At 72.0% G+C, this 20,932-nt stretch carries 18 protein-coding genes; 11 read left to right on the plus strand and 7 right to left on the minus strand.

Annotation, left to right across the window (positions count from 1 at the left end):
- Nucleotides 1-22 precede the first annotated feature (22 nt).
- The 8 genes from pstA to CP978_RS21185 all read left to right on the plus strand — a co-directional run bounded on the left by pstA (nucleotide 23) and on the right by CP978_RS21185 (nucleotide 11,040).
- Nucleotides 23-1,258 (plus strand): phosphate ABC transporter permease PstA, encoded by a 1,236-nt coding sequence (pstA, locus tag CP978_RS21150; protein ID WP_052454221.1) that lies wholly within the window; start codon nucleotides 23-25, stop codon nucleotides 1,256-1,258.
- Nucleotides 1,255-3,018: a phosphate ABC transporter substrate-binding protein PstS gene (gene pstS / locus CP978_RS21155; RefSeq protein ID WP_207312893.1), complete on the plus strand. Its 1,764-nt coding sequence runs from the start codon at nucleotides 1,255-1,257 to the stop codon at nucleotides 3,016-3,018. The genes pstA and pstS overlap by 4 nt, the downstream gene beginning before the upstream one ends.
- A complete protein-coding gene (locus CP978_RS35280) occupies nucleotides 3,015-5,468 on the plus strand; it encodes a hypothetical protein (protein WP_052454222.1) in 2,454 nt (817 codons plus the stop codon). Before pstS ends, CP978_RS35280 begins: the two co-directional genes overlap by 4 nt.
- A gap of 240 nt (nucleotides 5,469-5,708) precedes the next feature.
- Nucleotides 5,709-6,671 (plus strand): substrate-binding domain-containing protein, encoded by a 963-nt coding sequence (locus CP978_RS21165; protein WP_052454223.1) that lies wholly within the window; start codon nucleotides 5,709-5,711, stop codon nucleotides 6,669-6,671.
- 100 nt (nucleotides 6,672-6,771) lie between these two features.
- The gene (locus tag CP978_RS21170) at nucleotides 6,772-8,208 is read left to right on the plus strand and encodes an Ig-like domain repeat protein (protein WP_079162240.1); all 1,437 of its coding nucleotides are present in this window, start codon (nucleotides 6,772-6,774) and stop codon (nucleotides 8,206-8,208) included.
- 63 nt (nucleotides 8,209-8,271) lie between these two features.
- Nucleotides 8,272-9,189, plus strand: coding sequence for a sortase (locus CP978_RS21175; protein WP_144401474.1), 918 nt, complete (start codon nucleotides 8,272-8,274; stop codon nucleotides 9,187-9,189).
- Nucleotides 9,190-9,211: 22 nt separating this feature from the next.
- A complete protein-coding gene (locus CP978_RS21180; protein ID WP_227745422.1) occupies nucleotides 9,212-10,084 on the plus strand; it encodes a phosphate ABC transporter ATP-binding protein in 873 nt (290 codons plus the stop codon).
- The gene (locus tag CP978_RS21185; protein ID WP_144401475.1) at nucleotides 10,081-11,040 is read left to right on the plus strand and encodes a sortase family protein; all 960 of its coding nucleotides are present in this window, start codon (nucleotides 10,081-10,083) and stop codon (nucleotides 11,038-11,040) included. The genes CP978_RS21180 and CP978_RS21185 overlap by 4 nt, the downstream gene beginning before the upstream one ends.
- Nucleotides 11,041-11,124: 84 nt before the next feature.
- Here CP978_RS21185 and CP978_RS21190 read toward each other — a convergent pair whose 3' ends face one another.
- From CP978_RS21190 to CP978_RS21200, 3 genes are all read right to left on the minus strand, one after another.
- The gene (locus CP978_RS21190) at nucleotides 11,125-12,783 is read right to left on the minus strand and encodes a phospho-sugar mutase (RefSeq protein WP_043443337.1); all 1,659 of its coding nucleotides are present in this window, start codon (nucleotides 12,781-12,783) and stop codon (nucleotides 11,125-11,127) included.
- A 78-nt stretch (nucleotides 12,784-12,861) separates the two neighbouring features.
- Nucleotides 12,862-13,686: a purine-nucleoside phosphorylase gene (locus tag CP978_RS21195; RefSeq protein WP_043449166.1), complete on the minus strand. Its 825-nt coding sequence runs from the start codon at nucleotides 13,684-13,686 to the stop codon at nucleotides 12,862-12,864.
- 194 nt (nucleotides 13,687-13,880) lie between these two features.
- On the minus strand, nucleotides 13,881-14,318 hold the full coding sequence (locus tag CP978_RS21200; protein WP_043443339.1) for a gamma-glutamylcyclotransferase family protein: 438 nt from the start codon (nucleotides 14,316-14,318) through the stop codon (nucleotides 13,881-13,883).
- A gap of 44 nt (nucleotides 14,319-14,362) precedes the next feature.
- On the opposite strand from CP978_RS21200, the gene CP978_RS21205 reads away from it, so the two are divergent.
- A complete protein-coding gene (locus tag CP978_RS21205) occupies nucleotides 14,363-15,862 on the plus strand; it encodes an NAD(P)H-quinone dehydrogenase (protein ID WP_107070420.1) in 1,500 nt (499 codons plus the stop codon).
- Between the two features lie 186 nt (nucleotides 15,863-16,048).
- Nucleotides 16,049-16,999: a DeoR/GlpR family DNA-binding transcription regulator gene (locus tag CP978_RS21210; protein WP_079162241.1), complete on the plus strand. Its 951-nt coding sequence runs from the start codon at nucleotides 16,049-16,051 to the stop codon at nucleotides 16,997-16,999.
- Nucleotides 17,000-17,139: 140 nt separating this feature from the next.
- Here the strand turns inward: CP978_RS21210 and CP978_RS21215 are convergent, their stop codons facing one another.
- The gene (locus tag CP978_RS21215) at nucleotides 17,140-18,915 is read right to left on the minus strand and encodes an acetyl/propionyl/methylcrotonyl-CoA carboxylase subunit alpha (protein WP_043443345.1); all 1,776 of its coding nucleotides are present in this window, start codon (nucleotides 18,913-18,915) and stop codon (nucleotides 17,140-17,142) included.
- Between the two features lie 418 nt (nucleotides 18,916-19,333).
- On the opposite strand from CP978_RS21215, the gene CP978_RS21220 reads away from it, so the two are divergent.
- Complete coding sequence (locus CP978_RS21220) at nucleotides 19,334-19,915, plus strand: hypothetical protein (RefSeq protein ID WP_221500952.1); 582 nt, start codon at nucleotides 19,334-19,336, stop codon at nucleotides 19,913-19,915.
- Here CP978_RS21220 and CP978_RS21225 read toward each other — a convergent pair.
- From CP978_RS21225 to CP978_RS21235, 3 genes are all read right to left on the minus strand, one after another.
- Nucleotides 19,838-20,458 (minus strand): Maf family protein, encoded by a 621-nt coding sequence (locus tag CP978_RS21225; RefSeq protein WP_043443347.1) that lies wholly within the window; start codon nucleotides 20,456-20,458, stop codon nucleotides 19,838-19,840. The two genes, CP978_RS21220 and CP978_RS21225, sit on opposite strands and share 78 nt — an antisense overlap.
- A 22-nt stretch (nucleotides 20,459-20,480) precedes the next feature.
- The gene (gene mmpB / locus CP978_RS36120) at nucleotides 20,481-20,609 is read right to left on the minus strand and encodes a morphogenic membrane protein MmpB (protein ID WP_107070421.1); all 129 of its coding nucleotides are present in this window, start codon (nucleotides 20,607-20,609) and stop codon (nucleotides 20,481-20,483) included.
- Nucleotides 20,610-20,715: 106 nt separating this feature from the next.
- The gene (locus tag CP978_RS21235) at nucleotides 20,716-20,925 is read right to left on the minus strand and encodes an acyl-CoA carboxylase epsilon subunit (protein WP_150478271.1); all 210 of its coding nucleotides are present in this window, start codon (nucleotides 20,923-20,925) and stop codon (nucleotides 20,716-20,718) included.
- Nucleotides 20,926-20,932: the final 7 nt, after the last annotated feature.

The following is a 20,932-nucleotide window of genomic DNA, read 5'->3' on the forward strand; positions in this document are numbered from 1 at the left end:
CGCCACCCGGAGGAGAGCCGCCATGACCCTGGCACCCGACCGCCCCCGCACCACCCTGCCGACCAGGCCCCCGGCCGGCGACGAACGACGGCGCTCCGTCTCGGGGAGCCGCGCCACCGATGTGTACGCGCTCCTGGGCGCCGGGGCCGCCGCGCTCGCTCTGACCTGGCTGCTCTTCACATGGCTGCTGCCCTTCGACGGAGCCGTCGGCTTTGTCGTCGTCGCCTATGCGCTGTTCCTCGGTCTGTACGCGCTGACCGTCTCCTTCGACGAGGACGGGCCCGCGGTCGTGGACCGGCTCGCGGGTGCCGTGGTGCGCTCGATGGGGGCCCTGCTGATCACGGTGCTCGTCTTCGTGGTGGGCTACACGCTCTGGGAGGGCCGCAGGGCGCTGCCGCACCTGAACTTCTTCACCGAGGACATGAAGCTCGCCGGCCCGCTGGAGCCGCTGAGCACGGGCGGTGTGCTGCACGCGATCGCCGGCACCCTGATCCAGATCCTGATCGCTCTGGTCATCACCGTGCCGGCCGGACTGGTGTGCGCGGTGTTCCTCAACGAGGTCCCGGGCCGCTTCGCCCGGTTCGTGCGCACCATCGTCGAGGCGATGACCGCACTGCCGTCCATCGTGGCCGGCCTGTTCATCTACGCCACCGTCATCCTCACCCTCGGCATGGAGCGCTCCGGCTTCGCCGCCGCGCTGGCGCTGTCGGTGATGATGCTGCCGATCATCATCCGTGCCGCCGACGTGGTGATCCGGCTGGTGCCCGGCACCCTGCGCGAGGCCGCCTACGCCATGGGGACCTCCCGCTGGCGCACCGTCTGGCATGTCGTCCTGCCCACCGCCCGCTCGGGCCTGACCACGGCCGTCATCCTCGGCACGGCCCGCGGGATCGGGGAGACCTCGCCGGTCCTGCTCACCGCGGGGTCCACCGCCGAGTTCAACGCCGACCCGCTCTCCGGGCCGATGGTGTCGCTGCCGCTGGCCGCCTTCCAGTTCGTCCAGTCGCCCGAGCCCGCGATGATCGCCCGCGGCTTCGGCGCCGCCGCCACCCTGCTCGTCCTAGTGCTGCTGCTGTTCATCGCCGCCCGGGTGATCGGCGGGCGCGGCCCCGGCCAGTTGACCCGCCGTCAGGAGCACCGCCGGGTCGTCGCCTCCCGCCGCGACGCCCACCGCTTCGCGAGCCGCAGGTCCGCCACCGCGGTCCTCGGCAGCCGTCCGTCCGCCATCGCAGGCAAGGAACCGAGGAGTTCGTCGTGAGACCCGCAACCGCCTTCCGCCTCTGGGCGACGAGCCTCGCACTGCTGTGCGCGCTGCTCGCCGCCCGGATGCCGACCGCTCAGGCGGCGACCTACACCAAGATCACCGGCTCCGGCTCCACCTGGAGCTCCAACGCGCTCGACCAGTGGCGCCGCAACATCTCCGCGAACATCGGCATGACGGTCAACTTCACGGCCAACGGCTCCTCGCAGGGCCGTGAGCAGTTCCGCAACGGGGTCGTCGACTTCGCCGTCTCGGAGATCCCCTACGGGCTGACCGAGGGCGGCGTCCGCGACGCCCCGCCGACCCGTGGCTATGCGTACATGCCGATCGTGGCCGGCGGCACCGCCTTCATGTACAACCTCTCGATCGGCGGCAAGCGGGTCACCAATCTGCGGCTGTCCGGAGAGGTGATCGCCAAGATCTTCACCGGGAAGATCACCATGTGGAACGACGGGGCGATCGCCGCCGACAACCCCGGTCTCACCCTCCCGGCCCGCCGTGTCGTCCCGGTGGTGCGCTCCGACGGCTCCGGTACGACGGCGCAGTTCACCACCTGGATGGCCAAGGAACAGGGCGCCCTGTGGAACGACTACTGCGGGCGCACCGGCCGGAGCGGCGCCTGCGGGATGACCTCGTACTACCCGGTCCTCCCCGGCTCCTCGATGATCGCCAAGTCGGGTTCGCTGGGCGTCTCCGGCTTTGTGCGCCAGCCGCAGGCGGAGGGCTCGATCACCTACGTCGAGTACTCCTACGCCATCAAGACCGGCTTCCCGGTGGCCAAGATGCTCAACCTGCACGGCTACTACGTGGAGCCGACCGCCTCCAGCGTCGCCGTGGCCCTGACCGGCGCGACCATCAACCAGGACAAGGGCTCGGACAACTATCTGACGCAGATCCTCGACGGCGTCTACCGGAACACGGACGACCGCACCTATCCGCTCTCCAGCTACAGCTACATGATCCTGCCCACCACCATCGGCGGCGACCAGAACCCGATGACCAAGGACAAGGGGCTGTCGCTCGGCACCTTCGCCAACTACTTCCTGTGCGACGGCCAGCAGCAGGCAGAGGAACTCGGCTACTCGCCGCTGCCCAAGAACCTCGTCGAGGCGGGCTTCGACCAGGTGCGCCGGGTGCCGGGCGCGCCCACCAGCGAGATCAACATCAACAAGTGCCGCAACCCCACCTTCTCCTCGGACGGCACCAACACCCTCGCCAAGAACGCCCCGCACCCCAAGGACTGTGACCGGAAGGGCCCCACACAGTGCTCCGACGGCACCGCCGGTGCCCAGGGGCAGGACACCGCGGTGAAGCCGGAGGCACGGGGCGGCAACGGCTCCTCCGGCGGCTCGGGCAACGGCTCGGGCAGCGGCGGCGGTTCGGGCAACGGCACCGGCAAGGGCAGCGGCGGCAAGGGCACCGGCACGGGTGGCACCGGCGGCGCAGGACCGACGTCCGGCGCGACCCAGGACAGCGACGGCGACGGGATCCCGGACGCCCAGGAGTCCGCCGCCGCCACCCAGGGCGGCACGACCATCGACCCCGACACCGGCCAGGTGATCAGCGCGGACGGCGGCACCGGAGGCGGCGACACCTCCGTGGTGGCCAGTCCCGTCGGTCTCGCCTCCGACCGGTTCGGCCTGCGCAGCGCGCTGATGGCGCTGTCCGCGGTGCTGCTCCTCGGCGTGGTCGTCGGCCCGCCGCTCACCGCACGGGCCCTCGCGGCCCGCGCCCGCCGCAAGGGGGAACCGGTATGAGATCGCGGATCGTGGCGGGGATCGGCTCGCTGCTCGCCGCCCTGGTCCTCGCCCTGCTCCCGCTGCCGCAGGGCCAGGCACAGGCCGCCTCGGCCGACGACTCGGCCGTCACCAAGGCCGGGACCAAGGGCCCGTACGACGACTTCTCGGACCTCGAGGTCACCGTCCACCAGACGAACAACCTGCGCGGCCAGGGCGTACAGGTGACCTGGACCGGTGGGAAGCCGGCCTCGGGCTACAAGTACGTCGACTACCTCCAGCTCATGCAGTGCTGGGGCGACGACCCGGACGGGCCCTCGCGGGAACAGTGCGAGTTCGGGGACGCGCCCCCCAGCCCGTTGTTCAGCGGTCTGCGCGTGCTGCCCAAGGGGACGGACCCGCTGGAGACCCAGTACACCGACGGCGATGTCTTCAGCAATCCGTTCGTGCCTTTCCGCCCGGTGCACGGAGACCCGACCACCTCGGCCACCGACCACACCTACTTCAGCGGGAACGACACCAACGCCCAGTCCTGGGCGCCCGACGGGCCCGACGGCGGCGGCGACACGGTGTTCGAGATGAAGTCCTCGCGTGAGTCGCCGCATCTGGGGTGCGGCGCGCGGACCACCTCCTCGGGGGCGATCCAGCCCTGCTGGCTGGTGGTGGTGCCACGGGGCGAGCACGACCCCGACGGCACCAGTCCGTCGGACCGCGTGCTGCGGACCTCCGCGCTCAGCCAGTCCAACTGGAACCAGCGCATCGTCTTCCGGCTCGACTTCCTGCCGGTCGGCGACTCCTGCGCGGCGGACCAGCAGGAGCGTCGCATGATCGGCTCCGAGCTGGTGACCGACGCGATCACCTCCTGGCAGTCCGCGCTCTGCAAGGGCGGTGGGTCACGGTTCGTCTTCACCCAGAGCGGCGAGGAATACGCCCGCTCGATGATCACCAACCCGACCTCCTCGTCCCCGGGACTCGCCTTCACCCTCGACCCGGTCCAGCCCCCGGACGGCGCGGCACCCGTGGTGCACGCCCCGGTGGCGGTGAGCGGGCTGACGGTCGGATTCATCTGGGAGGACGACAACATCGGCGGGCGCGTCAAGGACCTGAGACTCAACGCCCGGCTGCTCGCCAAGCTGCTGACCGAGTCCTACATACGCGATGTGCGCCTCGTCGCCTATGACGTGCCCGCGCCCGAGCACCTCTCCGGAAATCCCGACTCCATCGTGATGGACCCGGAATTCCGGAAGCTCAATCCGGTCTTCGACACGGATCCGATCCACCGGCCCAAGGCGCTCATGGCCATCATGGTGACGGCGGACACCTCCGACGCGAATCGTCTGGTGTGGCGCTATCTCCAGTCGGACAACGACGCCCGGGAATTCCTGAAAGGCACCCCGGACCCGTGGGGAATGAAGATCAACCCTTATTACAAGGAGCTGAATCTCGTCTCCGACGCCCCTGACGACTTTCCCAAGGCCGACCCCACCACGACCGACGCGAGCGCCGGGGTGGTGACACTGCCGTACGGCGTGACCGACATCGGGCCATATGCGCAGGACATGCACGACGGGGCCCTGCGGGTCCGGCGTGCCGACTCCGGAAGCGTGTTCCGGATCGGCGACGGCGCGGGGCCGCCCAAGCTCGTCGGGGAGACTCTGGTGGCCGGCGACCGGCGTGTCTGGGGCATCACCGACGCCGCGTCCGCGTCGCGCTACCAGCTGGACGTCGCGGCCCTCGCCGACGCGGACGGCGAGTACGTCAAGCCGACCACCTCCGCCATGCTCAAGGCGGTCTCCCAGATGCCCGACTCCCCGGTCGCGGGCGTCAAGGCGGCCACCCCGGCGAAGGCCAGGAACGGTGCCTACCCGCTGACCTCGGTGGTGTACGCGGCCACCTCGACCGACCGGCCCAAGGAGGTGCGCGCCGACTACGCGCGCGTCATCCGGTACGCGGCCGGTGCCGGTCAGCAGCAGGGCACCGCGCGAGGGCAGTTGCCGTTCGGCTACGCCCCCCTGCCGGCCGCGTTGCGGCAACAGGCCGAGAAGGCGGCCGACGTGCTGGAGAAAGGCACGGCTCCCGTGGACTCCGGTACGACGGGCGGCTCGCACACCGGCGCCGGCGGCGGCTCCGGAGAGGGCGGCGGTACGGGCGGCACGGACTCCGGCGGCGGCTCGGGCCCGGGATCGGGCGGCGGCACCGGTTCGGGCGGCGGCCCGGGTTCCGCCGACTCCGCCGGGGGCGCGGCCGGAGCCGCCTCCTCCTCGCCGAACCCGGACACCTCGGATTCCGCGCACCCCACCGCACCCGGCCAGGACCCGGCGAAGCAGTCCGTCGCCTCGTCCGGCGGCCTCACTCCCGCGACGGTCCTCGGGATCGTCCGCTGGGTGCTCCTCGGGGTGCTCGTGGCGGGCGGGGTCGCAGCGCTGGCCGGTCCCGTGATGCTGAGGCTGTCCGTGCGCAGAACCGGGTGACCTGACCGGATCTCCCGGGGCCCGACCGGGCTCCGGGAAATCTTCATACCCGTCATGAAATTCCCTTGGTGTGATCTCGGAAAGAAGCTCTTAACCCGCTGGGCAAATGGATTTGGTGGTCCAGGTGATCCGGTATGCGGAATTGTTGGCGCTGGCCGGCCGACGGGTCGGCAGCACAAAAATCCGGATTCTGCTTGACCGTCCATTCCTCGTCATCCGTCTTCACGGAGGAGCAAAGAAGTGAACGTCAAGTCCCGTGCACGTATCGGCGCCGTCGCGGCCACCACCGCCCTCACCCTCGGCGTGCTGGCCGCCCCGGCCTTCGCCGACCCGGCCGACGGTTCCCACCGCGTGCTCGCCGGCGTGGGCTCCGACACCACGCAGGACGTCGTGAACGGCCTGAGCGAGGTCATCGGCAGCCCCAAGACCATCGCTTCCTACAACGCCACCGGCTCCGCCACCATCCAGACCCGCGACTCCGGCTGTGTCATCGACCGCCCCGACGGCTCGTCGGCCGGCATCGACGCGCTGCGCGCCTCCCTCGCCAACAACGACGGCTGCCTGGACTTCGCCCGCTCCTCGCGGGGTACCGCGGACACCTCCACGAGCAAGCTGACGTGGATCCCGTTCGCCAAGGACGCCGTGACGATCGCGGTCCGCAGCAACAGCGCCCTGAACAACAACCTGGACCTGAGCACCGCCCAGCTCAACCAGGTCTTCTCCTGCCAGCTGACCTCCCTCAACGGCGTCACCCTGACGCCGCTGCTCCCGCAGAAGAACTCCGGCACCCGCACCTTCTTCCTCGACAAGATCGGCGTCACCGAGGCCCAGGTCGGCTCGTGCGTCCGTGAGATGCAGGAGCACAACGGCGTGGAGCTCACCGGCGTCGGCGACATCGCGCCGTACTCGGTGGCCCAGTACCTCGCCCAGACCGGCGGTGTGGTGACCGACCGCCACGGCGTCACCGTCCTCGGCAAGGTCAACGGGGTCGCCCCGACCGCCAAGGGCGCCCTCAACACCGCCTTCCCCTACTCCCGTGACGTCTACAACGTCGTCCCGACCGCCAAGCTGACCGACGCCACCGTCGCGGCCACCTTCGTCGGCGCGTCCTCCAAGGTCTGCACCAACTCCGGCACGATCCAGGACTACGGCTTCGGCGCGATCGCCAACTGCGGCGACACCTCGCTCAAGGGCGAGCGCTGACCGCTCCACCCTGTCACCGCGCCAAGGCCGGGCACCCCAGTGGTGCCCGGCCCCCCGGCGTATCCGAACGGCCCACGACACCCCATGGGGGGATCCGACCATGACATCCCTCGCGCGAGCGAGAACACTTCCGGCGCTGCTGATGTGCTGCGCCCTGCTCCTCGGCGCGGCCGCGGCCCTCCTGGCCTCCGCGTCCGGCGCGCACGCCGACACCAGCATCGGCAAACTGACGCTCGATCAGGACGGCGGCAGCACGGACGACAACCCGTTCGCCGTCCGCGTCACCACGGACGCGCCCTGCCCGGCCGACCAGGCCGACCGGGTCCGGCTGATGGTGATCAACCCGGCGACCGGGGAATCGCTCTCCCTCGGCCAGTCCCCGATAGACACCTACAGCGACGCCCCCGTCTCCGTCGAGCTGAACTCCACGCTGGCCTCGCTGGCAAGCCGGTTCATCACGTGGTTCGGCAGCAGCACCGGACACGACGGCACGTACCCCTTGCAACTGCGCTGCATCAGCCTCGACGACCCCGTCGCTCCGGTGGTCTACTTCGGCCTCAACATCGTCGTCACCGGCAACACCTGGGAGGTCGCCAAGGCGGCGGTCACCACGCTGACGCTCACCGCCGACCCGGCCGACGAAGCGCAGCCGGGCGCCGAGGTCACCCTCACGGCGCACGTCGAGCCGGCGGACGTGCCGGGCGAAGTGACCTTCACCTCCTCCCTCGGCGCGAAGGGGTCCCAGGAACTCGGCACGGCGACGGTCGCATCGGGCACCGCCGTCCTGAAGACCACGGCTCTGCCGCAGGCCCAACAGACGATCTCCGCCACCTTCACCCCGGCCGACACGGACGCCTACGCGCCGTCGACCGCCACGAGCAGCTACAACGTCCACCCGATCGAGTCCCCTCCCCCCACCGACACCGGCTCCCCGACCCCCACCGACACGGGTACGCCCACCGACACGGGTACGCCGACCGACTCCGGGTCCCCGACCGGCCCGGCCGACCTGGAGGTCACCGACGCCGACGGCAACCCGCTGGAGGCCGACCCCGTTCTCACGCCCGGCCAGACGGTGCACATCACCGCCCGTGGCTACACCGAGGACGCCAAGGTCGAGGTCACCCTCGCGGACAGCAGCGCGACCTTCGACGAGGCGACCGCCGACGCCGACGGCACCGTGACCGACTACCCCTTCACGGTGCCCTCCGACATCGCCGACGGCAGCCATGTGCTGACGCTCGCCGAGACCGGCGGCCACAGCGTGGACTTCGCCTTCAGCACGGGCGACGTCGGCATCAAGTCCCCGAACCCCTCCCAGAGTTCGGGTCTGACGGGCGGCTCCTCCGGCTCCGGCGGCGCCGACTCGGGCGGCTCGTCCGGCGGCAACGGCACCGACCCCGGCCCCACCGGATCCATGGCGCACACCGGCAGCCAGGTCGCGGCGGCCGGGCTCGCCGGCCTCGCGCTCTTCAGCGCGGGCACCGCCTGTGTCCTGATCGCCCGCCGCAAGGGCCTGCTGGCCTTCGGCGACTGACCGGCACGGGCCCGGGGCACGGCTGTGCCCCGGGCCCGCCCCGACCTCGAGGAGTGCACCACCGTGACCGTGCTCGCCCCACCGCCGAAGGCGCCGCCCACCGCCGCGGCATCTGCGGCCCGCCCCGTGGCGCCGCCCCCCGGCCGCCCCGGACTCGCCCTCGGCGGCGCCATGCTCTGCGTCCTGGCCGCGGTCCTCCTGGGCTTCGCCGCCCATCTGACGATCGTCGGACACCTCCAGCACGCCCGCGACCAGCGGACCGCATACGCCGAGCTGCGCCGCCAACTCGCCCTGGGCACCGCCCCGGTGGGCCAGCACGGCTATGACGACAAGCCGATCGCCCAGGGTGACCCCGTCGCCCTGCTGCGCATCCCCGCCCTGGGGGTGAGGCAGGTCGTCGCCGAGGGCACCACCTCGACCGTGCTGGAATCGGGACCCGGGCACCGCCGGGACACCCCGATGCCCGGACAGGCGGGCACCGTCGTCGTCATGGGCCGCCAGTGGGGCTACGGGGGCCCCTTCAACGCGCTGCACCGACTGCCCCTCGGCGCCCGCGTCGAACTGACCACCGGACAGGGCACCTCCGTGTACGAGATCACGGGGATCCGGCACGCCGGGGACGAACTGCCCGTCCCGCCCGGCCAGGGACAGGGCCGGCTCACCCTGATCACCGCCACCGGAGCCCCGTACACACCGAACGGTGTCCTCCGCGTCGACGCGAAGCTGGTCACCGAGGTGCAGCCCGCCCCGCCGCGCTCCGGCGGGATCGCCCCCTCGGAAGAGGCTCTGGCGGGCGAGGACGACGCCTGGCTGCCCGTCTTCCTGTGGTCGCAGGGGCTGCTCCTCGCGGCCCTGCTCACCGCCTGGTCGTACCGCGTCTGGGGCCGCTGGCAGACCTGGATCTGCGCGGCGCCCGTCCTGGCGGCGCTGGGACTGGCCGACGCCGGTGCGCTCACCGTCCTGCTGCCGAACCTCCTCTGACCCGCCGAACGGGAGCTGCCCCATGACCGACATGCCCGGCCTCATCGACACCCCCGGCCCCTCAGGCCCCTCCGACCTGGTGGACACCCTCGTCCAGCCGCGCGTCGTCGCCGGGGCGAATCCGGCCACCCTCCGCGCCGAGGACATCTCCGCCTGGTTCGGCACCCACAAGGTCCTCGACCGGGTCTCGCTCACCATGCCCGCGGGACGGGTCACCGCCCTCATCGGCCCCTCCGGCTGCGGCAAGTCCACCTTTCTGCGCATCCTCAACCGGATGCACGAACTGATCACCTCGGCCTCGCTCGCCGGACGGGTGCTCCTCGACGGCGAGGACATCTACGACCGGGGCCGCCGTATCACCCATGCGCGCCGTGAGATCGGCATGGTCTTCCAGAAGCCCAACCCGTTCCCCGCGATGTCCCTGTACGACAACGTCCTCGCCGGTCTCAAGCTCAACGCCATCAAGGCGAGCCGGGACGGCAAGGACGACCTCGTCGAGGAGTGCCTCACCAAGGCCGGGCTCTGGAAGGAGGTCAAGGACCGGCTTCGCCAGCCCGGCGGCGCGCTCTCCGGTGGCCAGCAGCAACGCCTGTGCATCGCACGCTCGTTGGCGGTACGACCCCGGGTCCTGCTGATGGACGAACCGTGCTCGGCGCTCGACCCCACCTCGACCCGCCGCATCGAGGAGACCATCGCCGAACTCAAGTCCGAGGTCACCATCGTGATCGTCACCCACAACATGCAGCAGGCGGCGCGTGTCTCGGACACCTGTGCGTTCTTCCTGGCCTCGCACGGGACGCCGGGCGTGATCGTGGAGCACGGCGAGACGGACGCGATGTTCCACGCCCCGCGCGACGAACGCACCGCCGACTATGTGAACGGACGGTTCGGGTGAGCGGTCCCGCGAGCGCGGGGGCGCAGGACTTCGATTCCGGGGCCACGGGGGCCGTGGGGTCGGTGGCCGGCCGGTACGGGCGGGGGAGCGCGGGACGGTGGCGGGGCGCCGTACGACGGTCCAGGGGCCCGGGGGCGGCCGCGTCCGTGGTCGTGCGGGTGCTCGGCCTGCTCGCGGGCCTCGCGCTGGTGGTCTCCTGCGCGCCGGGCGGCGGTTCGGCGCGGGGCGCGCCGGTCGTCCGGGTCTCGGGGGTGTCCGGGGCGGACCCGGTGTCCGGCGACCCCGCCTCCGGAAGCCCCGCGTCCGGGGACCCGGGGTCCGGGCACGGCCGGGACGGGGGCGAAGAGGGCGCCGCCCGCCCGCCGGGTCCGTCCGGTCCCTCGCCCGAGGTGGCCTCGCCCACCGCCGCTCCGGCCCGGGAGCGCCCGGCCTCCGGCAGCCCGGCCCCCGGTCCGTCGGCCTCCGGCGGTGCGCGCGTTCCGGGGCCCGATCTCTCCCGCCCGTCGACGAGTCCCGCGGCACCTTTCACGGCGGCCACGACCCCCACCGCCCGAGCCACCACCCCCTCCGGCCCGTCCCCCGAGCCCGGACGGGCCGTACTCAGCATCGGCGACTGGTCCGCCTCCGTGGCGCGCGGCGGCCAGGACGAGGTGGACGCCTGCCGGGACGCGGTCCAGTGGGCGGGGCCCGAGATAGGCGACGAGGACGGCTACGAACTGCGGACCCTGGTCGTCGTCGGGCACGACTACTGCCGGGGCTTCGACCGGTTCGCCACCCTGCCCGTGGGCAGCACCGTGACGCTGACCACGACCCGGGGCAGCTGGACCTACCGGGTGTACGCGCACTACATCACCCCGGGCCGTGGCGCCCCTGCCGCCGGACTGTACTGGGGCGACCTCACCCTTCAGTCCTGCGTGGGGCCGGACACCGGCTTCAGCTATCTCATGCGGGTCTGAGGCCCCCGGGAGCGCGGAGAAGCCCGATCCGTCGTGGATCGGGCCCGTGGTCCGCTGCCCTCGGGGCAGTGCCGTGCCTGGCGGTCAGATGCCCGCCGCCGCGGCGAAGTCCCGCTTGAGCGCCTCCAGAAGCGCGGTCGCCCTCCGGCGGGCCTCCGGGAGCTCGTCGTGCCCGGCGACCGGGACCACGACCTCCAGATAGCACTTCAGCTTCGGCTCCGTGCCGCTGGGGCGCACGATCACCCGGGCCCCGTCGAGCGTGTAGCGCAGCCCGTCGGTGGGCGGGAGCGTGGCGGTACCCCGGCTGAGGTCCTCGGAGCCGGTGACGGGCAGGTCCCCGAGCCGGGTCGGGGGCTGCTCGCGCAGCCGCCGCATCGCGTCGGCGATCACCGAGAGGTCCTGGACGCGGACCGAGAGCTGGTCGGTGGCGTGCAGCCCGTGCTCCACGGCGAGGTCGTCCAGCAGGTCGAGCAGGGTGCGGCCCTGCTCCTTGAGCTCGGAGGCCAGCTCGGTCACCAGCAGCGCCGCCGTGATGCCGTCCTTGTCGCGCACGCCCTCGGGGTCGACGCAGTAGCCGAGCGCCTCCTCGTAGCCGTAGCGCAGGCCCTCCGCACGAGCGATCCACTTGAAGCCGGTGAGGGTCTCCTCGAACGCCAGCCCGGCCCGGTCCGCGATGCGGTGCAGCAGGGAGGAGGAGACGATCGACTCGGCGAAGGTGCCGGTGGCCCCGCGGCGCACCAGATGCGCGCCGAGCAGGGCGCCCACCTCGTCGCCCCGCAGCATGCGCCACCGACCGCCGTCCTCGACGGCCACCGCGCAGCGGTCGGCGTCCGGGTCGTTGGCGACGATCAGGTCCGGATCCGTCGCGCGGGCCGCGGCGAAGGCGAGGTCCATCGCGCCGGGCTCCTCCGGGTTGGGGAAGGCGACGGTCGGGAAGTCCGGGTCGGGCTCGGCCTGTTCGGCGACGAGCACCGGGGCGGGGAAGCCGGCCCGGTCGAAGGCGGCGAGCAGGACGTCCTTGCCGACGCCGTGCATCGCGGTGTAGACGGTCCGGGCGGTGCGGGGGGAGCCCGGGGTGAGCACGGCGTCCGTACGGGCGAGATAGGCCTGGAGGACGTCCTCGCCCAGGGTGTCCCAGCCGCTGTCCGGGCGGGGCACCGAGGTGAGGGAGTCGATCGCGTCGATCTCGGCCGCGATCTCGGCGTCGGCCGGGGGCACGATCTGGGAGCCCCCGTCGGCCTCGGAGCCGGGGTAGCCCCAGCCGAGGTAGACCTTGTAGCCGTTGTCCCGGGGCGGGTTGTGGCTCGCGGTGACCTCCACCCCGGCCACCGCGCCGAGGTGCCGGACGGCGAAGGCGAGCACGGGGGTGGGCAGCGGGCGGGGGAGGACCGCGGCGCGCAGGCCCGCGCCCGTCATCACGGCCGCGGTGTCCCGGGCGAAGTCGGCGGACTTGTGGCGGGCGTCGTAGCCGATGACCACCAGGCCGTCGCCCCGGCCCTTGGCCTTCAGGAACGCGGCCAGACCCGCGGCGGCGCGGATGACCACGGCGCGGTTCATCCGCATGGGACCGGCGCCCAGCTCGCCGCGCAGACCGGCGGTGCCGAACTGGAGGGTGCCGCCGAAGCGTTCGGCGAGCTCGGCGTGGTCCTCGGCGTCGATGAGCCGGGCGAGTTCCGCACGGGTCTCCGCGTCGGGATCCTCGGCCAGCCACGCCTTGGCCCGTGCGATGAGTTCGTCGTGCACGTCGGGTCAACCTCTCGTTGGGTGTTCCTGCGGGGGTCCGCGTCGCCCGGGGGCCCGTGCCTCCCGGCCGAGCCCGTCCTACAGCCTGTTCAGCACCTGGGCCAGCAGCGCCCCCATGCGCGTGGCGCTGTCCCGGCCGGCCTGGAGGACCTCCTCGTGGTTCAGCGGCTCACCCGTCATACCGGCGGCGAGGTTGGTGACCAGGGAGATGCCCAGGACCTCGGCCCCGGCCTCGCGCGCGGCGATGGCCTCCAGCACCGTGGACATGCCCACCAGGTCCGCACCGAGGGTGCGGGCCATACGGATCTCCGCCGGGGTCTCGTAGTGCGGGCCGGTGAACTGCGCGTAGACGCCCTCTTCGAGGGAGGGGTCGATCTCCTGGCACAGGGAGCGCAGCCGCGGGGAGTAGAGGTCCGTCAGGTCGACGAAGTTGGCGCCGACGATCGGGGAGGTCGCGGTCAGGTTGATGTGGTCGCTGATCAGCACCGGCTGGCCGGGACGCATGGTCTCGCGCAGCCCGCCGCAGCCGTTGGTGAGGACGATGGTCTTGGCGCCGGCGGCCACCGCGGTGCGGACCCCGTGGGCGACGGCGGCCACGCCGCGGCCCTCGTAGTAGTGCGTACGGCCGAGGAAGACCAGGGCGCGCTTGTCGCCGATCCGGTACGAGCGGATCTTGCCGCCGTGCCCCTCGACGGCCGGCGGCGGGAAGCCGGGCAGCTCGGTGACCGGGAACTCGGCCTCGGCCTCGCCGAGGGCGTCCACGGCCGGAGCCCAGCCGGAGCCCATCACAAGAGCGACGTCATGGGTCTCGGCACCCGTCAGCTCACGCAGCCGCGCGGCAGCCGTGTCGGCGGCGGCGTAAGGGGCGCCCTGGATGTCGTCCGGAAGAAGAGATGCGTTCACGCGCATGAGACTAGCCGCTTTGTGCCTACGCGCGTAGATGGCGGTGGTCACGGCAATGCGATCGTTGTCTTGTCGTTTCCGACGAAGGCCCGAACGGGGCGGGGGCCACGGCGTGGGAGGGTGCGGTCGTCGCAGGTGGCGCCGCACGCCGGGCAGCGGTCCGGCCCGGTCACCGGGAGCCGCACGACGCCCGTTCAGCACGGTCGCTTGCGCAGCTCCATCACATAGTCGTGCGGCGCCCCCGCGGACTCGGCGGCGTCCGCGATCTCCCCCAGATAGCGGGCCGACGGAAGGCCGCCCTCGTAGCCGTTCAGGACATAGGTCCAGGCCGTCTCCTCGCCGTCCAGGGTGTGGACGCGCACCCGCATCCGGCGGTAGACGTCCAGGCCCACGCTCTCCCAGCGGTCCATGGACTCCTCGTCCATCGGGGCGATGTCGTACAGCGCGACGAACACCTGCGACAGCGGGTCCTCGACGATCGTCGCGAGGGCGCCCTCCCAGCCCATCTGCTCGCCCCCGAAGGTCAGCCTCCAGCCGTTGAGCCAGCCGGTGGCGCGCAGCGGCGAATGGGGTGCGCGGCGGTTCATCAGCCGCGCGTCGAGATTGGCGGCGTACGCGGCGTAGAGCGACATGCCTCGAGGGTACGGCAGCGCCACGTCCGTCTCTTCTGCAACAGATGCACCCGCGCCCGGCCCCCGGAGGAGGGTCGCCCGAGGCGTGCGGGACAATGGAGCATGTGACTCGGATCGTGATCATCGGTGGCGGACCCGGCGGATATGAAGCGGCGCTGGTCGCCGCGCAGCTCGGCGCGGAGGTGACCGTCGTCGACTGCGACGGCCTGGGCGGGGCGTCGGTGCTCACCGACTGCGTGCCGTCCAAGACGCTCATCGCCACGGCCGAGGTGATGACGACCTTCGATTCCTCGTACGAAGAGCTGGGCATCATCGTCGCGGATGACACTCCGCCCCTGGAGCGGGCCGCCCGGGTGGTCGGGGTCGACCTCGGGAAGGTCAACCGACGGGTGAAGCGGCTCGCGCTCGCCCAGTCCCACGACATCACCGCGTCCGTCACGCGGGCCGGCGCCCGGGTCGTGCGCGGGCGCGGCCGGCTGGAGGGCATGCAGGCCCTGGACGGTTCGCGCAAGGTCGTCGTACGGGCCGCGGACGGCAGCGAGGAGACCCTCGTCGCCGACGCCGTGCTCATCGCCACCGGCGGCCACCCGCGCGAGCTGCCCGACGCCCGGCCGGACGGCGAGCGGATCCTCAACTGGACCCAGGTCTACGACCTCGACGAGCTGCCCGAGGAGCTCATCGTGGTCGGCTCCGGTGTCACCGGTGCCGAGTTCGCCGGTGCCTACCAGGCCCTCGGGTCCAAGGTCACCCTGGTCTCCTCGCGCGACCGGGTGCTGCCCGGCGAGGACCCGGACGCCGCCGCCGTCCTGGAGGACGTCTTCCGGCGCCGCGGCATGAACGTCATGGCACGCTCGCGCGCCCAGTCCGCCAAGCGGGTCGGCGACCGGGTCGAGGTCACCCTCTCCGACGGGCGTGTGATCACCGGCTCGCACTGTCTGATGGCCGTGGGCGCGATCCCCAACAGCAGCGGGATGGGCCTTGAGGAGGCCGGGGTCAAGCTGCGCGAGTCCGGGCACATCTGGACGGACAAGGTCTCCCGGACCTCGGCCCCCGGCGTGTACGCCGCTGGTGACGTGACCGGTGTCTTCGCCCTGGCGTCGGTCGCCGCCATGCAGGGACGCATCGCCATGTACCACTTCCTCGGCGACGCGGTGGCCCCGCTCAACCTGAAGACCGTCTCCTCGAACGTCTTCACCGACCCGGAGATCGCCACCGTCGGCTACACCCAGGCCGATGTCGACGCCGGCGTGATCGACGCCCGGGTCGTCAAGCTGCCGCTGCTGCGCAACCCGCGCGCCAAGATGCAGGGCATCAGGGACGGCTTCGTCAAGATCTTCTGCCGCCCCGGCACCGGGATCGTCGTCGGCGGCGTGGTGGTCGCCCCGCGCGCCTCCGAACTCATCCATCCCATCTCGATCGCGGTCGACAACAATCTGACGGTCGAACAGATCGCCAACACCTTCACCGTGTACCCCTCCCTCTCGGGCTCGATCGCCGAGGTGGCCCGCCAGCTGCACACCCGCAAGAGCGGCGTCGAGGTCTGACGGGCGGGCGCGGCGCCGGTCGGAGGGCCGGTCGGAGGGCCGGTCACAGGGAGTCGTCGACGTCGCGTGCGGCATAAGCGACAGGGCTGGGTGTATATACCACTCTTGTCCCTGTCGTGCGAACAACTTCTGTTATTCGGCGCAAACTGCTGAAAGCAGACGGTCGTTGGGGTTACTGTCAGTTTCGTGTTCGCTGCAGAACGTCGTCAATTGATCCTCGAAATGGTGCGAGCCAACGGGGCCGTGTCGCTCCGTGAGCTCGCCCGCGTCGTCCAGACCTCCGAAGTGACCGTACGGCGGGACGTGCGCGCACTGGAGGCAGAAGGACTCCTCGACCGCCGGCACGGCGGTGCGGTACTGCCGGGCGGGTTCACGCGGGAGTCCGGCTTTCCGCAGAAGTCACATCTCGCGACCGCGGAGAAGACGGCCATCGCCGATCTCGCCGCGGGGCTCGTCGAAGAGGGCGAGGCCATCGTGGTCGGGGCCGGGACCACCACCCAGGAGCTGGCGCGCCGGCTCGCGCGGGTGCCCGGGCTGACCGTGGTCACCAACTCGCTGCTGGTGGCCCAGGCGCTGGCCCATGCCAACCGCGTCGAGGTGGTGATGACCGGCGGCACCCTGCGGGGCTCCAACTACGCCCTCGTCGGCAGCGGCGCCGAACAGTCGCTCCAGGGCCTCAGAGTCTCCAAGGCGTTCCTCTCCGGGAGCGGTCTGACCGCCGAGCGCGGGCTCTCCACGTCCAACATGCTCTCGGCGTCCGTGGACCGTGCGCTGGTGCAGGCGGCCGCGGAGGTGGTCGTCCTCGCCGACCACGGCAAGCTCGGCACGGACACCATGTTCCAGACCGTGCCGACGGATGTGATCACCCGGCTGGTGACCGACGAGCCGCCGGTGCACGACGACCGGGCGGCCACCGAGCTCCAGGCCCTGGCCGATCAAGGGGTGGCGATCGCGGTCGCGGGGGCCTCGGGCGGCGAGCCGGTCCCGGCGGGGCGCCAGCCGCGCCGTGATGTGCCCCTACCGGGCCCGCGCCGGAGCCAGGTCCCCGGCGGCGGTCCGCAGCTGCGCAGCGCGACGGTCCTCGGGGAGCCCCCCACGGGAGACCGCGCCCGCGTCGCGGACCTGCGCCGCCGCTAGCAACCCGACAGGCGCACGCACGGGCAGTCCGTCGGGACTCCGGGTGCGGTGTGGCCCGGGAAACGCCGCGGGGCGCCCTGGGACCGATGACAACGGTTCCAGGGCGCCCCGGTGCGGAAGAGCTACGGCGGCTCGGGAGTTCAGTCCTTGATCTCGCAGATCGCGGCGCCGGAGGAGAGGGAGGCGCCGACCTCCGCGGTCAGGCCCTTGATCGTGCCGGCTCGGTGCGCGTTGAGCGGCTGCTCCATCTTCATGGCCTCCAGGACGACGACCAGGTCGCCCTCCTGGACCTCCTGGCCCTCCTCGACCGCGACCTTCACGATCGTGCCCTGCATCGGGGAGGCCAGGGTGTCGCCGGAGACCGAGGGACCGGACTTCTTCGCCGCGCGCCGCTTCGGCTTGGCGCCCGCCGCCAGACCCGTACGGGCCAGCGACATACCGAGCGACGCGGGCAGCGACACCTCGAGACGCTTGCCGCCGACCTCGACCACGACCGTCTCACGGCCCGCCGGGTCCTCCTCGGCCTCCGCGTCCGCGGCCGCCGCGAACGGCTTGATCTCGTTGACGAACTCGGTCTCGATCCAGCGGGTGTGGACCGTGAAGGGGCCCTCGGAGCCGGTCAGTTCGGGCGCGAACGCGGTGTCCCTGACCACCGCGCGGTGGAACGGGATCGCCGTGGCCATCCCCTCGACCTGGAACTCGTCCAGGGCGCGGGCGGCCCGCTCCAGAGCCTCCTTGCGGGTGCGGCCCGTCACGATCAGCTTGGCCAGCAGGGAGTCCCACGCCGGGCCGATGACCGAACCCGACTCCACACCCGCGTCCAGCCGCACACCGGGGCCGGACGGCGGAGCGAACGCGGTCACCGTGCCGGGGGCGGGCAGGAAGCCCCGGCCCGGGTCCTCGCCGTTGATCCGGAACTCGAAGGAATGGCCGCGCAGTTCGGGGTCGTCATAGCCCAGTTCCTCGCCGTCGGCGATACGGAACATCTCACGGACCAGGTCGATGCCGGCGACCTCCTCGGTGACCGGGTGCTCGACCTGGAGCCGGGTGTTGACCTCCAGGAAGGAGATCGTCCCGTCGTTGCCGACCAGGAACTCCACCGTGCCCGCGCCCACATAGCCGGCCTCCTTGAGGATGGCCTTGGACGCCGAGTACAGCTCGGCGACCTGCCCGTCCGACAGGAACGGCGCGGGGGCCTCCTCGACCAGCTTCTGGTGGCGCCGCTGCAGCGAGCAGTCACGGGTGGAGACCACCACGACGTTGCCGTGCCGGTCGGCCAGGCACTGTGTCTCCACGTGCCGGGGCCGGTCCAGATAGCGCTCCACGAAGCACTCGCCACGGCCGAAGGCGGCGACCGCCTCACGGACCGCCGACTCGTACAGCTCGGGGATCTCCTCCAGGGTGCGGGCCACCTTCAGACCGCGCCCGCCACCGCCGAAGGCGGCCTTGATCGCGATCGGCAGGCCGTGCTCCTCGGCGAAGGTGACGACCTCGTCGGCGCCGGACACCGGGTCGGGCGTACCGGCGACCAGGGGGGCACCCGCGCGCTGCGCGATGTGCCGGGCCGCGACCTTGTCACCGAGATCGCGGATGGCCTGCGGCGGCGGGCCGATCCAGATCAGACCGGCGTCCAGGACGGCCTGGGCGAAGTCGGCGTTCTCGGAGAGGAAACCGTAGCCGGGGTGGATGGCGTCCGCGCCGGAATCCTTGGCCGCCTGAAGGACCTTGTCGATGTCCAGGTAACTGGTGGCGGGCGTGTCTCCTCCCAGGGCGAACGCCTCGTCCGCGGCGCGGACGTGCAGGGCGTCCCGGTCCGGGTCGGCGTAGACGGCCACGCTCGCGATCCCGGCGTCACGACAGGCCCGGGCGACACGGACAGCGATTTCGCCACGGTTGGCGATCAACACCTTGCGCACGGATGGCTCCCTCTCCTTGAAACAAGCCGAGTTTAGGGACTGCCGACACGAGGTTTCGACTAGTCCCCGGCGGTGAGCTTGCCCACACGGAGCGTGAAACCAGGCTCACTCAATCTGTGAAATCCCTTGTCGCACCGCCGTACACGGGAACCCACCGGAAAACCCTAGCTCTCCGACGTGGCGGAGGTCTCTATGAGGTAGTCCTGCCGACGCTCGTGTTTCTTTGTGGAGTCCCTACTAATGGCCCAACGATTCTTTGCTTTCGCCCGGGCTCTTGTCCCGAGGTTTACCCGTTAGTAGCGTTCGCGATGCCGGGACGACCGGGAGGTGCCGGAGCCTCCCCGAGAGGCGGCGGCCGTAGGGCGCGCGGACGTACCGGGAGTGACTCCGAGCGGTGCACGAGGGTGGGTGGAGGCCGTTGATCCGCAGACCGGTGGCCTGGACGGTGGCCGTCGTCCTCCTGGTGGAGGCGGTCGGCATCGCCCTGTTGAACTGGTTCCTGGGCGTGGTCGTCGACCGGCAGGAGATGTCCCTGGCGGGGCTCGACCCGGACATGATGTCGGCGTCGTCGAAGGCCGCCGGAGTGGTCCTCGGGCTCTATCTCGTGCTGTGCGCACTCGCCGCCCTGCTGGTCGCGGTGCGTGACCGCTCCCCCTCCGGCCTCGGGCGCGTCCTGCTGATCGGCGCGGCCGTGGTGCACGGTCTGCTCGGCGCCCTCACGGTGGGCCTGCTGGGCTGGCCGGCGTTCGGGTACCTGATGGTGGTGTTCGGGCTGATCGTGCTCACCCTGATGACCTACGACGGCTCCGGGGGCCCGGCCGACGCCCGCCCCGCGACCGGCGGCCCCACCCCGGACGAGGGCACCGCGCGGGGCGAGGGGATCCCGGGTGCGGCCGAACGACAGGCCCCCGCCGGCCGTCGCTCACCGCTCCTGCGGCACCCACAACTGGGTGATGCCCACGCCCAGTTCGCCCAGCAGCCGGCGGATCAGCGGCAGTGAGATCCCGATCACATTGCCGTGGTCCCCGTCGATGCCGTCGATGAAGGGCGCCGAGCGTCCGTCGAGGGTGAACGCCCCGGCGACGGAGAGCGGTTCGCCGGAGGCGACATACGCGGCGATCTCCTCGTCCGTGGGCTCGCCGAAGCGGACCACCGTGGACGCGGTGGCGGACGCGTACCGGCCGCTGAGGGTGTCGTAGACGCAGTGCCCGGTCTGCAGCGTGCCGGCCCGGCCCCGCATCGACTTCCAGCGGGCCGTCGCCTCCTCCGCGTCCGCGGGCTTGCCGAGGGCCTCGCCGTCCAGGTCCAGCACCGAGTCGCAGCCGATCACCAGCGCGCCCATGCTCTCCGGTCTGGCCGCCACGACGGAGGCCTTCGCCTCGGCCAGCGCCAGTGCGAGCTCCGCGGGGGTGGGGGCGCTGACGGCGTCCTCGTCGACCCCGCTCACCACGACCTCGGGCGCGAATCCGGCCTGGCGGAGCAGCCCGAGCCGGGCGGGGGACTGGGAGGCGAGCACAAGACGGCGGCGCGGCTTTTCGGTCATGGGCTCAGCGTATCGGCGCACCTCATCGGATGCCGATCACGATCATCGCCAGCACCATGGCCAGTGCCATCAGGACCCCGAGCCGCCGCAACATGTCCTGCGTGTCGCGGAGTTCCTTCGGCGGCTCGTTCTCGGGGTCGGACCACAGCATGAGGTCGATGGTCCGCCTCCGGCCGCCCCGGCGCCTGAGTACGCGTACTCAACTCGGCCGGGCGAGCCCGCCCCGCGAAGCCGGGGCGGGCCGCCGCACGGGCCCGTCAGCCGGGCCAGTAGGTGCGGCTCCACGCCGTCGGGCCCGGCCGGCGCAGCGGGCGGGCGGCGATACGGGCCGGGTCGGCCCAGGAGTCCGGATGCCGCGCCGCACCGGCCGGCGCGCCGGCCGCCGCTGCGGCGCGGGCGCGGACCACCGCCAGTGCGGCGGCCAGCTCCTCCGGGGTCGGATTGCCCCGTACGACCTTGATCGTCATGTCCGCT

The sequence above is a fragment of the Streptomyces nodosus genome (assembly GCF_008704995.1).
In the GTDB taxonomy this organism is placed as follows: domain Bacteria; phylum Actinomycetota; class Actinomycetes; order Streptomycetales; family Streptomycetaceae; genus Streptomyces; species Streptomyces nodosus.